Genomic DNA, 14,063 nt, shown 5'->3' on the forward strand with positions numbered 1-14,063 from the left:
AGTACGCAATCATCGCTCTAACCGAGAACGTACATGGTCAAATTATCAAACGCTGGTTTGTCAAAGTCAACACTATTTCCACTAAATTTCATTTTAAATTTAATATATTGAGCACACAAAAACTATTATGTTTTTTTAATGCCCACAATCAACAAATGAGACTCAAGGCCCTTTTCATTTCAGAATTGAAATAGCTGAAAATTACCCGACAAAACAAGATCACCCATCCAAAATAATGCAAGAAATGCCGTTTGGCAAGAAAATCATGATATTCTTCTATCACTTTTCAGGCAGAAGGACGTTCTATTTTGCAAACCCTTACAATTTCCCGACCCGATGACTGGCATGTCCACCTTCGCGATGGCCAGGTTTTACCTCATACCGTGAGCGCCAGCGCCCGTCATTTTGCCCGCGCACTGGTTATGCCGAATTTAAAACCACCTCTGACGACTCTGGCTTCCCTGCTTGATTACCGCGGCCGGATTTTGGCGGCTCTGCCGCCCGGCTCGGGCTTCAGACCCATGATGACCTTTTATCTCAACAGTTCACTGTCGGCGGATGACATAGAGGCCAGCAGGAATCATCCTGATATCATGGGAGCCAAGCTTTATCCGGCTGGCGCTACCACCAACTCAGACGAAGGCGTGTCGTCATTACGTGCCATCTACCCTCTGATTGAGGTCATGCAGGACTGTGATTTGGTTTTGCAAATCCATGGCGAAGTAACGGAAGGCGATATCTTCGATCGTGAAGCGGTATTCATTACAGACTACCTTGAGAAATTGGTTAAGGATTTTCCACGCCTGCGAATCGTTTTGGAGCACATTTCCACTCAGGCAGCGGTTGATTTTGTTAAGGACAGCCCGGAAACGGTTGCGGCGACCATTACGCCACATCATATGCTGTATAATCGCAATCGCCTGCTGGCCGGAGGTATTCGCCCGCATTACTACTGTCTGCCAGTCCTGAAGCATGAGCGCGACCGACAGGCTATTGTACAGGCAGCCATCAGTGGCCACCCGAAATTCTTTGCCGGCACCGACAGCGCGCCTCATGCCAGAAGTACCAAGGAAAACGCCTGTGGGTGTGCAGGGATTTACTCCGCACCTTATGCACTGGCTTTTTACGCTCAGGTTTTTGAACAGGAAGGACAGCTGCCACATCTCAATGCCTTTCTAAGCCGGCATGGTGCTGATTTTTATCGTGTTCCGGTCAATGAGGAGCAGCTTGTGCTGATAAAACAGGAACAGCATGTTCCACCCGTACTGGCCTTTGGCGCGGATGAAATCGTGCCGATGGCGGCCGGGGAAACGCTGCCCTGGAGTGTTTATGAATCCATTTGAACTGGTACTTGGCAATAAAATGAAAGAACGTTTCCGCGGTTTTCTGCCTGTGGTGATTGATGTGGAAACGGCCGGGCTGGATCCCTCACGTCATGCCCTGCTCGAAATGTGTGCTGTCATTATTACCATGAATGAAGATGGGGAGTTCAGCCGGCAATCGACGCATTTTGAACATATCGCCCCGTTTCAGGGCGCAGAACTCGATCCGGCTTCGCTTGCTTTTAACCAGATAGATCCTTATCAACCCCTGCGATTTGCTGTTGATGAACAGACGGCTTTACAGAATTTGTTTAAGCCCATCAATGAAGCACTCAAGGCCAGCCGCTGTCAGCGGGCTGTGCTGGTAGGCCATAACGCCTGGTTTGATTTGCTTTTTGTCAGGGAGGCCATTAAGCGAACCAAAGTCAAATCGCCCTTTCACGCATTTACCTGTTTTGATACGGCGACGCTGGCTGGGTTTGTGTATGGGCAGACGGTTCTGGCCAAGGCAGTGAAGGCCGCAGGATTAAAATTTGATCCTAACGAAGCGCATTCGGCGATTTATGATGCGGAAAAAACGGCGGATTTGTTTTGTGCGATGTTAAACACCTGGCGTGATGCCCTGAAATAAAAAAGCAGCCCGAGGGCTGCTTTTTTGCTGTTTTTACAAATCCTGTGAATGACTGGAAAGGTAGTCAGCGACACCTTTGGGTGAGGCTTTCATGCCTGCTTTGCCTTTTGTCCAGCCGGCTGGGCAGACTTCGCCATGCTCTTCGTTGAACTGTACCGCATCGATAATACGAATCAATTCATCGATGTTGCGGCCAATTGGCAGATCGTTAACAATCTGCGAGCGCACCATGCCGTGTTTATCGATAACAAAGGCACCGCGGAAGGCTACGCCAGCGACGGGGTGTTCTACGCCATACGACTGGCAGATGGTGTGAGCGATGTCCGCGGCCATGGTAAAGCCAACAGGACCAATACCGCCATCTTTAATCGATGTGTTACGGTAGGCATTGTGAGTGAATTGTGAGTCGATAGACACGGCAACTACTTCAACATTGCGACTTTTCAGTTCGTCCATACGATGATGCAGAGCAATCAGCTCGGATGGGCAGACAAACGTGAAATCGAGAGGATAGAAAAACACCAGACCGTATTTTCCTTCCAGTGCTGTGTGCAGATTATATTTATCGGTGATTTCGCCTGTGCCCAGAACGGCAGGAACAGTGAAATCGGGGGCCTTGCGTCCAACTAAAACACTCATCTATATACTCCTTTTTAATCAAATTTACTGGGTTACCGCTTCGTGCAGCATCGATTCGAGCTCACCCTGCTGATACAACTCGGCAATAATGTCTGAACCGCCGACAAGCTCGCCCTTGATATACAACTGCGGGAAAGTTGGCCAGTCAGAATACGAAGGCAGCGTTTGACGAATATCGGGATTAGCCAGGATATCCACATAGGCAAAATCGACGCCACAGGCTTCAATGCATTGTACAGCCCGTGCGGAAAATCCACATTGGGGAGCCTTGGGACTGCCTTTCATATATAAAATGATGGCATTGTCAGAAATCTGTTTCTTTATTTTGTCAATTGTTTCCACGTCGTCACCTGTATTAAGTAAATCGAAAATATGTTCAATTATGGCGAAAATCCGACCAATTCGCAACTGCCGGGGGGAAAAGCAGGTAAATAAAAACCTTGTCCGTCAATTCCGGTAGGCGTATCTTCCTGCTAAACTTGCCTTTCTGAATAACCAATGGAGATTCTCATGGCCTTTACCCTACCCCAGCTTCCTTATGCAATGGATGCTCTTGTTCCTCATATTTCAAAAGAAACGCTGGAGTACCACTACGGCAAGCATCATAACACTTATGTTGTTAATCTTAATAAATTAATTGCAGGAACCGAGTTCGAATCAGCCAGTCTGGACGAAATCATCATGAAATCGTCTGGCGGCGTATTTAATAATGCGGCACAAGTGTGGAATCACACCTTTTACTGGCATAGTTTAAGCCCCAACGGTGGCGGCGAGCCCACAGGCAAGGTAGCCGATGCCATCAATAAGGCTTTCGGATCTTTTGCTGAGTTCAAGGAAAAATTCACACAGACCGCCATCGGAACCTTTGGATCAGGCTGGGCCTGGCTGGTACAGGACAACGAAGGAAAACTGAGCATTGTCAGCACCAGCAACGCTGGCACACCGATGACAAACGGGTTAACGGCTCTGTTGACCTGCGACGTATGGGAACATGCCTACTACATCGATTACCGCAATGTTCGCCCCGATTATCTGAATGCATTCTGGGCTCTGGTAAACTGGGATTTTGTAGCTGACAACATGCGTTAAAACCCTTCTGGCGCCTGTCAGATGTCACGTCAGCCAATGACAGGCGCCCATTATTGATAAGGAATGATAATGGCTTTAATCACCGCATATAACCCCATGCCCATTGCGTTCACACATGGCGAAGGGGTATGGCTGTTTGATGAACAGGGAAAACAATATCTCGATGGCCTGAGCGGCATAGCTGTCTGTGGCCTTGGTTATGCTCATCCTGATGTGACACAGACCATTCAGCGTCAGGCTGCCAGACTGTTACATACGTCCAATGGATTCATTATCAGGGAACAGCAGGAGCTGGCGGAAAAGCTCACCAGCATGTCGGGCATGAAACAGGTGTTTTTCTCCAACTCCGGCGCTGAAGCCAATGAAGCGGCCATCAAACTGACACGTTTGTACGGGCATAAGAAAGGCATCGTGACGCCATCTGTCATCGTAATGGAGCGTGCCTTTCATGGACGAACCATGGCCACCTTGACAGCATCTGGCAGCCGCAAGGTTCAGGCAGGCTTTGAACCGCTCGTGCCAGGCTTCATACGCGCTCCCTTCAATGACATCGAAGCACTGAAAACCATCGCACACAATCGTGAAGACGTTGTGGCCGTTATGCTGGAACCAATCCAGGGTGAAGGCGGTATTTTTGTCGCTGACGATTCCTACCTGCGGGCAGTCGCTGAGCTGTGTGAGCAGCACGACTGGCTCTTTATTGCCGACGAAATTCAGACCGGCAACGCACGCACTGGCGCCCTGTTTGCCTGTATGCACGCAGGTGTCACGCCGGATATCATCACAACAGCAAAGGGCCTGGGTAATGGTGTTCCCATTGGTGCCTGCCTGATGAACAATCGCGCCTGTGATTTATTCAAACCGGGTAGTCACGGTTCTACCTTTGGCGGTAACCAGCTGGCCTCTGCAACCGCGCTCACCGTTTTGAATGTTATCGAACGCGATGATCTGTGCGAGCGGGCAAAACAAAGTGGTATTCTGCTGAAAGAAAAACTGATGAACGCATTAGGCGATCTCCCGGCGGTACAGTCGATACGTGGTCGTGGTCTGATGATGGGTATCGAGCTGGACAGACCGGCCAGCGATGCGCGTCAAATCGGGCTCGATAACGGCGTGCTGTTTAACGTGACGGCCGATCAGGTCATTCGTTTATTACCGCCGCTGATTATCCGTGATGATGAAATTGATGAACTGGTCTTGCGTTTAAGTAAAACGATCCATCAGTTTGTTGAACAGCCCCGCGGATAGAACGGGCCTGTTGCTCTAAAACTCAAACGTCTGCCCTCTGGTGACAAAGCCGAGAAAGCCATCGGCTTTGGCATCGGGCAAAGCGCCCGGATTGTAATGGTACAGCCACATTTTTTTGCGAAATTCCAGAGGTGCATTAAGCAGTTCCGTGTAATGGGCATGAACACCGGTTTTGATGGGTAATGTTTCGCAATCGTGGAAAATAATGTCTGCTTCCTGATAAAACTCCAGTAATTGGCTTGATGCGTATTGGGTGTCTGCTGTGTAAAACACACGGGTTGAACCACATTTAAACAGCAGTCCAAAGCAGGGCACCAGCTTAAAATCGCTGTAGACATGGACAGTCTGGACAAGCTTGAATTCAATACCCTGCCATTTAAATACACCCTCGCCATCAATGATATGAACATTGAAATAGGTATCGAGCATAGAAAGCTCATTAGCCAGGGTTCTCAAACCACCTGCAAGACTCTTGTTCCAAAGATCGCCGACCAACTGGTCAGATATGAATAAATTCAGTTTCTTTTTAAATACAGGATCAAAGTAAGTCGCCAGAGCCAGCCATTCCAGGCCCCCAACGTGATCGCCATGCAAGTGACTGATGTAGACATTATTAATATCATGATAAGTACGATTCTGAGCCGCAAGAGAAAAACGCAAATCGGATCCTGCATCAAGAAGAAGCGTATCATTGTTTTTTTCGAGCATAACATTCGATTGATAATTACCATCACCAATGGTGAATGCCGAGCCACTGCCTAAAAACGTCATTTTTAGAGACATAATCTCATCCTGAATTACGTACAAACCCTGACCAGAAAGGCTATTCTAATCCCCAGGTACAGACTTCCAGTTCATCCACCTTTTTACCGAGATCCTTGAAGCCTATTGGATTATCAACCGGCTTAATCGATAATTTGGATATGGCTATTGTCCCCGGTTCAGCGTGCTTTTGCATATGACCGGCTATATCAATGACCTGATCCGTAATTTCTTCAAGGGGCAGTTTTTCATCATAATAAATATGCCCGGCATGAATGCCGCAGCGGATGGCAAAATCATGACTTATCTGTTTTTTCTCGCTATTAAAGCGTTTCAGCGCAAACAGAGATTCTTTGGCGGCACTCACCGCACTTTCAACCGTATCAAAGCAGACCATCACACCATCGGGTGTCCAGGCTGATTTAACGCAGCCATATTTATCCAGCAATTTCTGTATGAGGCGTTTAAAGCGGAGAAAATCGAGCTGAATCATGGATTTGTCTTCCTGATTTTTCATACCTGTCGAGTTAACAACGTCTATGGACAGAAAGGCCAGAAAGCGGGACTTGCTTTCCAGTTTTTTCTTCAGCTCCATAAATTCCAAATGCAGTTTCTGTGCGAGCGCCTTGTCTTTCGTGGTATTAATCTGTTCCAGTTTTTTTTCGAGTTCGAGATACAGGCTGTTGGTATCGTCAATCTGCTCTTCTTTACGCCAGCGCTCCAGTTTTTCCTTTTCCTGCAGGTAATGACGGTAAGACAACACACGCCCATTCAGCCCCCGTAACCAGGACGATAAAAATAAAGACAATAACAGCTTGCTCAGATTGGTTGCGTCAAAACCGTTGATACGCGGAACCACCGACCTGATGATGGGATTAATCGGCCTGGACACAACCTGTTCAATATGCAACAGCAGGTTTAGCTGTCTGTTTTTTGCCATCTGGCTGTTAAACTGCCCTAGCAGAGCGATAAAAAACAAACAGGTTAACGCAAACAATACGCCGCGAATGATGAGCAAAAAGGCCGGCGCTACCCTCAGGAAAAACCCAGTCATGATCATCCTTTGGTTTGGGAAACTGGCAATAAAATCTATTGTTTCTTTTCAAGAGTATAGCGTACAAAAAAAGTATTGCGTTTAAAGCTGACGCTGCCTTACAACCTCGTACAATGACACGCCGGTCGCCACCGAGACATTCAGGCTGTCTACGCTGCCCAGCATGGGCAAGGCAAACAGACCATCACAATGCTCGCGGGTCAGGCGGCGCAGGCCATCGCCTTCCGCACCCATTACAATGGCGATGGTTGATTTCAAGTCCAGCTGATATACCGACTCGCGCGCCTCACCAGCCGCGCCGTAAATCCACACACCTTCCTGCTTGATGATTTCCATGGCGCGCACAAGGTTAGTCACTCGCACCAGGGGCACGGATTCCGCAGCACCGCAGGCCACCTTGCTGACAACCGGGGTAATGCTGGCACTTTTATCTTTAGGAATAATAACAAAATCAACACCGGCCGCATCGGCTGTTCGCAGGCACGCACCAAGGTTATGAGGATCGGTTACCCCATCGAGAATCAGAATCAGGCCGGGCTGTCTGCTTTTTTCCAGCAAGGGTAACAAATCGCTTTCATTATAATCCGGCAGGGGTGCGGCACTGGCGACCACGCCCTGGTGGGCCATATCGGGAAAACGCTGTTTCATTTTCTGCACAGACAACTGCTCAACCGGAATATTGTGCTGCCCGGCCAAATCACAGAGGGACTGCAGGCGCTGATCATCCCTCTCCTGATTAACATAAACTGCCTTGGTTTTACGATGAGGATTATTAAGCAGAGCGGTTACCGCATGAACACCATATACAAGCTGTTCAGTCATGTCCTGACTCCTTTCCAACCGGTTCAAAGTCAATTTTTCGTTCATCCAGATCCACGCGTGCTACGAGGACGGTAATGTGATCACCAAGACGGTATACATGGCCACCACGTTCACCCACCAGACGATGTTTGACCGAGTCGAAGGTATAATAATCATTTTTCAGAGACGTAACGTGTACCAGACCTTCTACATAAATATCATTTAACTCAACAAAAACCCCAAAGCTTGTGACGGCTGAAATGGTGCCTTCAAACACCTGGCCGAGCTTGTCCTGCATGTATTCACATTTCAGCCAGGCGACCACTTCACGCGTGGCTTCATCAGCGCGTCGCTCAGTAGATGAACAATGCTTGCCGAGACGAGCCATATCGTCGTTACTGTAATGGAATTTCTCAATGGGCTGATTGTCGATCACATGCCCAATCGCACGATGTATCAACAAGTCCGGATAACGACGGATGGGAGACGTAAAATGCGTATAGGCAGGGTACGCCAGACCAAAATGACCTTCATTTTTCTCAAGGTATTGCGCCTGTTTCAGGGAACGCAGCATCACAGTTTCAATCAGGTGCCTTTCTGGTTTATCGCCAATACTGGCCAGGGTTTTCTGGAAATCCTTGGGATGAGGTTTTTTACCGCCATCGAGCTGCAGGCCCAACTCGCCCAGAAATTGACGCAAAGCCAGAATCTTGTCCTCATCAGGCGTTGTGTGAACACGGTACAGCGTTGGAATTTCGGCCTTTTCGAGAAAGCGCGCTGTGGCCACATTGGCTGCCAGCATGCACTCTTCAATCAGGCGATGGGCGTCATTACGGACAACAGGAACAACCTGTTGAATTTTGCGATGCTCATCAAATTCGATACGTGTTTCCGTGGTATCAAAATCCATGGCGCCACGTAATTTTCTTGCGCCCAGCAGGACCTGGTACAGCTTATTTAAATCCTGCAGGGCCGGCCATATGGCTTCAAACTCAGGATCAACCGAATTTCTGCCCAGCCAGTCAGCTACCTGTGTATAGGTGAGGCGCGCCTGGGAGTGGAAAACAGCTCGATAAAAGCGGGAACGGGTTATTTTACCATCTGCTGCAATGGCCATTTCAGCCACGATACACAATCTGTCTACTTTCGGATTTAATGAGCAGATACCATTCGACAGGGCTTCTGGCAGCATGGGCACGACTTTTCCAGGAAAATAAACGGAATTTCCACGTCGGGCCGCTTCCTGATCAAGCGGAGAGCCTATGGGAACGTAATGGCTGACGTCGGCAATTGCGACAAACAGCTGGAAACCGCCCTTGTCTTTTTGATAGCAATAGACAGCGTCATCAAAATCCTTGGCGTCATCGCCGTCGATGGTCACAAAAGGCAGATGTCTTAAATCCGTGCGTCCGCGGCATTGCTCCTCAGTCACCTGCTGGGAAATTCTGCCGACTGCCGCCGTCACGTCATCTGGCCATGTGGCAGGGATGCCATGCGCATGTATGGCCACTTCGATTTCCATTCCGGGCGCCATGTGCTCGCCGAGAATATGGATAACCTTGCCAACGGCCTGATTATGCTTGCCTGGAAACGCAATAATTTCCACCAGCACCATCTGACCGTTTTTTGCGTTGGCTGAATATTCCAGGGGCACGGAGATGTCCTGAGTCAGGCGCTTGCTGTCAGGAAGAACGAAACCAACACCATGTTCGCTGAAAAAGCGACCCACTACGGTGCTGTTGGCGTGTTCGATGACTTCATGAATTTTGCCTTCCGGCCGACCGCGCCGGTCAACACCGACCTGATAGGCCAGAACCTGATCACCATGCATGACGGATTTCATTTCTCTGGCAGACAGAACCATGTCGTCGCCACCCTCGTCGGGGATGAAAAAGCCAAAGCCGTCGGGGTGCCCCTGAATGGTACCCCGTTTCAGGTTGATACGCCCCAAAAGGCAGAAGCGGCCACGTCTGTCCTGCATGATCTGATTGTCACGCAACATGGCTTTCAGACGAAAACCCAGCGCTTCCTGTTCTTCTTCAAGCTCTACGTTCAGTTTGCCCAGCAATTGATTGCGCGACATGGGGCGACCAAAGTCATCCAGAACCTGCATAATCAGCTCCCGACTGGGAACGGGCAAGGCATATTTTTCTTTTTCCCTTTCATAGAAAGGATCTTTCGGTTTTTTACTCACAGACACCACTTTGTTACAAGAATTACTCTTAGTCTAACACTTACTCAATACAAAAGAATAATTATTTACACAAGCGCGATGTCCGCTTCAGGGCGTGCTGACCGGTATGACAAAGCCACGCCCACCAATATGCGCGGTCAAAGCGGGAAGAGCCATGTCTTCACCTGCCCAGAATGTCCCGGTTAACTGCGCAGGAATTTTAACGCCAGGCCATTCGCAGACGCCTATCATGCCAACGCAGGGTACCTGTTGCTCATGGCCAGGCTTTGACTCAATGCAGCTCAGTTCAAACGATGCTTTGTCCACAGACAGGGCGGACCAGTTACCCGCCTGCAGGCGGCTGCTCCAGCCGGCGCTGGCACCGGGATCGGAGACAGGATGTGTAATCCATAAATCGCTGCTTGAAATATTGTGAATCAGCACCACCAGAGGTTTGGTTGTTTTCAGAATCAGCGAATCGCTCTGTACGGCGATGGGCTGACAGGATGCTGGAAAATTATCATCCGCCTGGGCGGCCGATACCAATAACACACTCAGTAAAGCAGGCAACCATTTCATTCAAGAGTTCTCCTTCATCAAAAGGGTCTGACAGCTTACGTAAGACAGAAGCCGGAGTCAATTTTTGCTGACAGGCCTTAGGTAAAACGTTATTCTTCCACTACAAATCACCAACCATGTTTTATCCATGCGAATCTGGGTTGACGCCGATGCCTGTCCCGCGGTTGTAAAGGATATATTATACCGTGCCGCCAAACGAACCAACACGAATCTGATCCTCGTCGCCAACGCTGCGCTGAATGTGCCACCCTCACCCCTGATCAGCACCGTGCGGGTTGGTCATGGTTTTGACGTGGCAGACAATTACATTGTACAACATCTTGACGCCGATGATCTGGTGATTACCGCAGACATTCCTCTGGCCGCCGAAGTGATTGAGAAAGGTGCGCTGGCTCTGAATCCGCGTGGAGAGCTGTATACCAGAGATAATATTCGCCAGCGTCTGGGCATGCGCGATATTATGGAGCAGCTACGTGCTACAGGTACACAGACAGGTGGCCCGGCGGCCTATGGCGCCAAGGAAAAAATGGCCTTTGCCAACGCCGTGGATCGCCTGCTCGCAAATCGCCGTAAATTGTGAGCGGGCAGCGCTTATGATAGACTGCGAGGCTATTTATTTTTCACCCGGATTCTTATGAATGTATTAACACATCCCAGGTCAATCGCCACCCTGCATGATGACTGCATCCTGCGCTGGAATGCGCATGGCATCAGTCAGAGTCATGACGATTTTTTTGCGCTGGTAGAAGAAAATCACGCGTTCAATTATCAACTGTGGAATGCAGAAGACCGTGCCCGCCGCGAAGACATGGGCTTTGAGTTCGTCTATCGGGCAAAGCGGGAAATTGATCACTGCAATCAACAGCGTAACAATCGCATGGAGACCATGGACGAATGGCTGTTCAGCCGCCTGAATCCAGCCAGTCCTGATACCTGTCCCGTGCATTCAGAAACGCCCGGAATGATGATTGATCGCCTGTCTATTCTGGCATTGAAATCTTATCACATGGGCGTACAGGCGACACGTCATGACGTTGATGAATCACATCGTCAGACCTGTCAGCAGAAACTACAGACCATTCACGCCCAGCGTCAGCAGCTGCTTGACTGTCTGGAACAGTTACTGGAAGAAGTGAAACTCGGCAAGCGCACGTTTCGGGTATACCATCAGTTCAAAATGTATAATGATCCAAGACTGAATCCGCAGTTGTATACAAAAAACAGCGAGGCCGTACCGGGTCGTATTGAAAACTGACCCATCAAGCTCTCGTACCGCGCCTTACCCGCAGTACGCAGGGGAAGGAGTGCAATCAGGCAGCAGACCCTGCTGAAATCCTGATGAGAGAGCGACCTGTGGTGTAGCGGAACGTCTGGGTAGCGGGGTTGTTGCTGTGGAGGTGGCGAAAAAGCTGTTGCGGTGGCAGGCCAGATTAGACATGGAACTGGCACGAGGCATCTTTTGAATATCAGACGACTCACCCGGCTGTGGCTCCGGCAGGTCGTCATCACTGTCGTCAGACGGGCTGTAGCATGGTGTTTCGTTGCCAAATGAGGGGCTTTCCGACACGTCGTAAAATATGGCTCTGCTGGCAGCACCCTCTGAGGACGCGCTTTTTTTGGCGCCCTTGTCTTTGCCAAAGCCTTTCACCAGCCCGTTGAGCGACAACACTATCGTGCAAAGGATGGCGGGCACAATACTCAGCGCCTGCATAAACAGGGGATCACGGTAATGCCCGGTATCATGATCCAGCTGCTGGAAATCATTCAAGGCATATTCTGTCAGTTTGCTGCCCTTGCCGGGACCGGAAAAGGCCAGGCGTATTACCTCAAACCAGTCCTGAAAAAAGAACTGCGGCGACGGATCAACCACCAGACCATCACCGATGATGCTTTCAACCGATTCCACGCGAACCGCATGCACCAGCTCCGGATCTTTCAGCGCAGCCATCATGGTGCACAGTTTGAGATCCGGCGAGTCTTTTTTGGCCTGCATTTCCTTGTGATGACGATAGGCCTGAATCACAGCCAGGCCGACAAAGATAGCCAGCAGCGCAATGCCGAAGGACACCGACGCAATCACCAGACCCGGAGGAAAAGGAGCAGACGCTATCAAAAGAACGGTTGCAACAAAAAAGACCGAGCTGGAATAAGCGCTGTAGGCTGATAAGCCATTTTTTATACCAATTAAAATGGCCTCAAGATAAGACGTGGGCTGTAAGGACAACAGATGATTCCGTTTGGCCGTGAACAGCTTGATTTCATTATCCAGCTGGGCACCTGTTTCATCAAACTCATCCTGCAGCCGTTGCCTCTGCTCGTCACTCAAATGCTGATCGACATCCCCGGAAATCTCTTTGGACAAGGTCTGTAAGCGGGCAAACCATTTCTGAATGGCTGGTCCGCGTTCGTTAATAAACATTGCCAGATCAATTTCGGCGCGGTTAATCAAAAAATCACGCTGCATGCAGTATTCTTCGTACACACGGTTAATGATGCAGCAGACACTTTGCACGATACAAAAAACAGCCAGGGGAACAAACACGGGTCCGGCCAGGCTTGCCAGACCGAGCAGCCCAAGGTACAGGTACAGACTGTCAACGGCACCACCAATGATGGCGGCCGTGTAACCCTCCATGCGGGCCAGGCCTTTTTCGTCCTTTACCCTGTCCCAGAATCCCAGTCGCTCCTCCTCGGTCATAATGTGATCGAGTTTTTCAATGTCCGCGAGAACGGCGGCATGTAATTCCAGCTGTTTTTTACGTTTATCCTTAATATGCCGATACCAGACACGGTTCGCAGCCCCAAGGACACCGACTGCAATTCCGAGCGGCATGATCAGCGAATTAATATTAACGTTACCCAGCTGATTCGATATCTGGATCAGGCTGCGCACGCCTTTGCCACCATTTTTCCAGGCCTTCATGACATCACGCATGTAAGGCCACATCAGCGCCACATTGCGTTTAAAGTCATCCTGACTGTTTTTGCTGTCTTTGCGGTTGCCAATGATGGAAAGAGCAACCAGCGTGACTGTCTCCGCTGCTGTAAGGGCAAAGCCTAGAGGCGACATCATCCAGTCATGCAGGGCATCGGTGGCTGATACGGATTTGCTGTTGGCGTAGATGTAACTGAAAATACTCTGGAGATTACTGATGGAGATGTTCATGCCATCGACCAGTCCGAATGAGCTGGCGAGGTATTCTTTTTTATCGAGTTTTTTGGCTAGTTTGCGGACGTAGGCGTCAAGGCGTTCGGAGTATGAGAGAGCTGGTGGAGTCTGGGTTTTTTTATCATGCAACGCATCAAACTCGATAAAACTCTCGTCGGGTACAGTCTTGCCAGGCATGGTCATAGTTTTGGTCACTAATGCAACAGCTAAGATGCCGCAGATTGTACTCTAAAACGTGCGATATGACAATATGGCTTTCATAATGTTTTAAAAAATTACATAATAGTTAGTCCATCTACAATAATATCACAAAGTTATAAAAAGTTAACAGGAAAATTTAGCCTGTAACGGGCGCAATAATGCAATAATAAGGGTGCGCTCTGTACTGGACAATTTTTTAATCGTAACTACTCAGGCACGGGGCCGGTTCCTGGATAGATTCCCGCCTGCGCGGGAATGACGGCCCGGAGTTTTTGTACAGTACAAAGAAGGGTGTATAAGCAGTGGGCTTTGCGTAATGTTACTAACCTGTTAAAATTCACCAAAAATTACCTTGCATAAAAAGAGACCCTTTGATGAAACTGTGTACAACACTC

The 14,063-nt window shown here is 49.2% G+C and carries 14 protein-coding genes; 6 read left to right on the plus strand and 8 right to left on the minus strand.

Going from position 1 to position 14,063, the window contains the following annotated elements:
- Window positions 1–308 precede the first annotated feature (308 nt).
- Entirely contained in the window at window positions 309–1,343 is a 1,035-nt protein-coding gene (gene pyrC / locus ACQUTA_RS01890; RefSeq protein WP_444986499.1) for a dihydroorotase, read from the plus strand.
- Entirely contained in the window at window positions 1,330–1,953 is a 624-nt protein-coding gene (gene rnt / locus ACQUTA_RS01895; RefSeq protein WP_444986500.1) for a ribonuclease T, read from the plus strand. The genes pyrC and rnt overlap by 14 nt, the downstream gene beginning before the upstream one ends.
- A gap of 33 nt (window positions 1,954–1,986) precedes the next feature.
- Here the strand turns inward: rnt and ACQUTA_RS01900 are convergent, their stop codons facing one another.
- Entirely contained in the window at window positions 1,987–2,592 is a 606-nt protein-coding gene (locus tag ACQUTA_RS01900) for a peroxiredoxin (RefSeq protein ID WP_444986501.1), read from the minus strand.
- A 24-nt stretch (window positions 2,593–2,616) separates the two neighbouring features.
- Window positions 2,617–2,934, minus strand: coding sequence for a Grx4 family monothiol glutaredoxin (gene grxD, locus ACQUTA_RS01905; protein ID WP_444986502.1), 318 nt, complete (start codon window positions 2,932–2,934; stop codon window positions 2,617–2,619).
- A gap of 168 nt (window positions 2,935–3,102) precedes the next feature.
- Between grxD and sodB the strand changes: the two genes are divergently transcribed.
- Window positions 3,103–3,681 (plus strand): superoxide dismutase [Fe], encoded by a 579-nt coding sequence (gene sodB, locus ACQUTA_RS01910; protein WP_444986503.1) that lies wholly within the window; start codon window positions 3,103–3,105, stop codon window positions 3,679–3,681.
- Window positions 3,682–3,750: 69 nt separating this feature from the next.
- Window positions 3,751–4,929, plus strand: coding sequence for an aspartate aminotransferase family protein (locus ACQUTA_RS01915; protein ID WP_444986504.1), 1,179 nt, complete (start codon window positions 3,751–3,753; stop codon window positions 4,927–4,929).
- 15 nt (window positions 4,930–4,944) lie between these two features.
- Here the strand turns inward: ACQUTA_RS01915 and ACQUTA_RS01920 are convergent, their stop codons facing one another.
- The 5 genes from ACQUTA_RS01920 to ACQUTA_RS01940 all read right to left on the minus strand — a co-directional run bounded on the left by ACQUTA_RS01920 (window position 4,945) and on the right by ACQUTA_RS01940 (window position 10,298).
- On the minus strand, window positions 4,945–5,712 hold the full coding sequence (locus tag ACQUTA_RS01920; protein ID WP_444986505.1) for an MBL fold metallo-hydrolase: 768 nt from the start codon (window positions 5,710–5,712) through the stop codon (window positions 4,945–4,947).
- A gap of 40 nt (window positions 5,713–5,752) precedes the next feature.
- Window positions 5,753–6,745 (minus strand): hypothetical protein, encoded by a 993-nt coding sequence (locus ACQUTA_RS01925; protein ID WP_444986506.1) that lies wholly within the window; start codon window positions 6,743–6,745, stop codon window positions 5,753–5,755.
- Between the two features lie 81 nt (window positions 6,746–6,826).
- Complete coding sequence (rlmB, locus tag ACQUTA_RS01930) at window positions 6,827–7,567, minus strand: 23S rRNA (guanosine(2251)-2'-O)-methyltransferase RlmB (protein ID WP_444986507.1); 741 nt, start codon at window positions 7,565–7,567, stop codon at window positions 6,827–6,829.
- A complete protein-coding gene (rnr, locus tag ACQUTA_RS01935) occupies window positions 7,560–9,740 on the minus strand; it encodes a ribonuclease R (protein ID WP_444986508.1) in 2,181 nt (726 codons plus the stop codon). Before rnr ends, rlmB begins: the two co-directional genes overlap by 8 nt.
- Before the next feature lie 87 nt (window positions 9,741–9,827).
- On the minus strand, window positions 9,828–10,298 hold the full coding sequence (locus ACQUTA_RS01940) for a hypothetical protein (RefSeq protein ID WP_444986509.1): 471 nt from the start codon (window positions 10,296–10,298) through the stop codon (window positions 9,828–9,830).
- Window positions 10,299–10,425: 127 nt separating this feature from the next.
- On the opposite strand from ACQUTA_RS01940, the gene ACQUTA_RS01945 reads away from it, so the two are divergent.
- Both ACQUTA_RS01945 and ACQUTA_RS01950 read left to right on the plus strand, forming a co-directional pair.
- Window positions 10,426–10,878 (plus strand): YaiI/YqxD family protein, encoded by a 453-nt coding sequence (locus ACQUTA_RS01945; protein ID WP_444986510.1) that lies wholly within the window; start codon window positions 10,426–10,428, stop codon window positions 10,876–10,878.
- A gap of 54 nt (window positions 10,879–10,932) precedes the next feature.
- A complete protein-coding gene (locus tag ACQUTA_RS01950) occupies window positions 10,933–11,553 on the plus strand; it encodes a DUF4254 domain-containing protein (protein WP_444986511.1) in 621 nt (206 codons plus the stop codon).
- Window positions 11,554–11,577: 24 nt separating this feature from the next.
- On the opposite strand, the gene ACQUTA_RS01955 is transcribed toward ACQUTA_RS01950, so the two are convergent.
- Window positions 11,578–13,662, minus strand: coding sequence for a hypothetical protein (locus ACQUTA_RS01955; protein WP_444986512.1), 2,085 nt, complete (start codon window positions 13,660–13,662; stop codon window positions 11,578–11,580).
- Between the last annotated feature and the right edge of the window lie 401 nt (window positions 13,663–14,063).

The sequence above is a fragment of the Legionella navarrensis genome (assembly GCF_052527415.1).

Bases quoted from the DNA above. Each gene is read 5' to 3' on its own strand.
- rnt (WP_444986500.1), top strand. From the start codon at position 1,330: ATGAATCCATTTGAACTGGTACTTGGCAATAAAATGAAAGAACGTTTC.
- ACQUTA_RS01920 (WP_444986505.1), bottom strand. From the start codon at position 5,712: ATGTCTCTAAAAATGACGTTTTTAGGCAGTGGCTCGGCATTCACCATT.
- sodB (WP_444986503.1), top strand. From the start codon at position 3,103: ATGGCCTTTACCCTACCCCAGCTTCCTTATGCAATGGATGCTCTTGTT.
- ACQUTA_RS01925 (WP_444986506.1), bottom strand. From the start codon at position 6,745: ATGACTGGGTTTTTCCTGAGGGTAGCGCCGGCCTTTTTGCTCATCATT.
- rlmB (WP_444986507.1), bottom strand. From the start codon at position 7,567: ATGACTGAACAGCTTGTATATGGTGTTCATGCGGTAACCGCTCTGCTT.
- ACQUTA_RS01900 (WP_444986501.1), bottom strand. From the start codon at position 2,592: ATGAGTGTTTTAGTTGGACGCAAGGCCCCCGATTTCACTGTTCCTGCC.
- ACQUTA_RS01940 (WP_444986509.1), bottom strand. From the start codon at position 10,298: ATGAAATGGTTGCCTGCTTTACTGAGTGTGTTATTGGTATCGGCCGCC.
- ACQUTA_RS01945 (WP_444986510.1), top strand. From the start codon at position 10,426: ATGCGAATCTGGGTTGACGCCGATGCCTGTCCCGCGGTTGTAAAGGAT.
- ACQUTA_RS01915 (WP_444986504.1), top strand. From the start codon at position 3,751: ATGGCTTTAATCACCGCATATAACCCCATGCCCATTGCGTTCACACAT.
- ACQUTA_RS01950 (WP_444986511.1), top strand. From the start codon at position 10,933: ATGAATGTATTAACACATCCCAGGTCAATCGCCACCCTGCATGATGAC.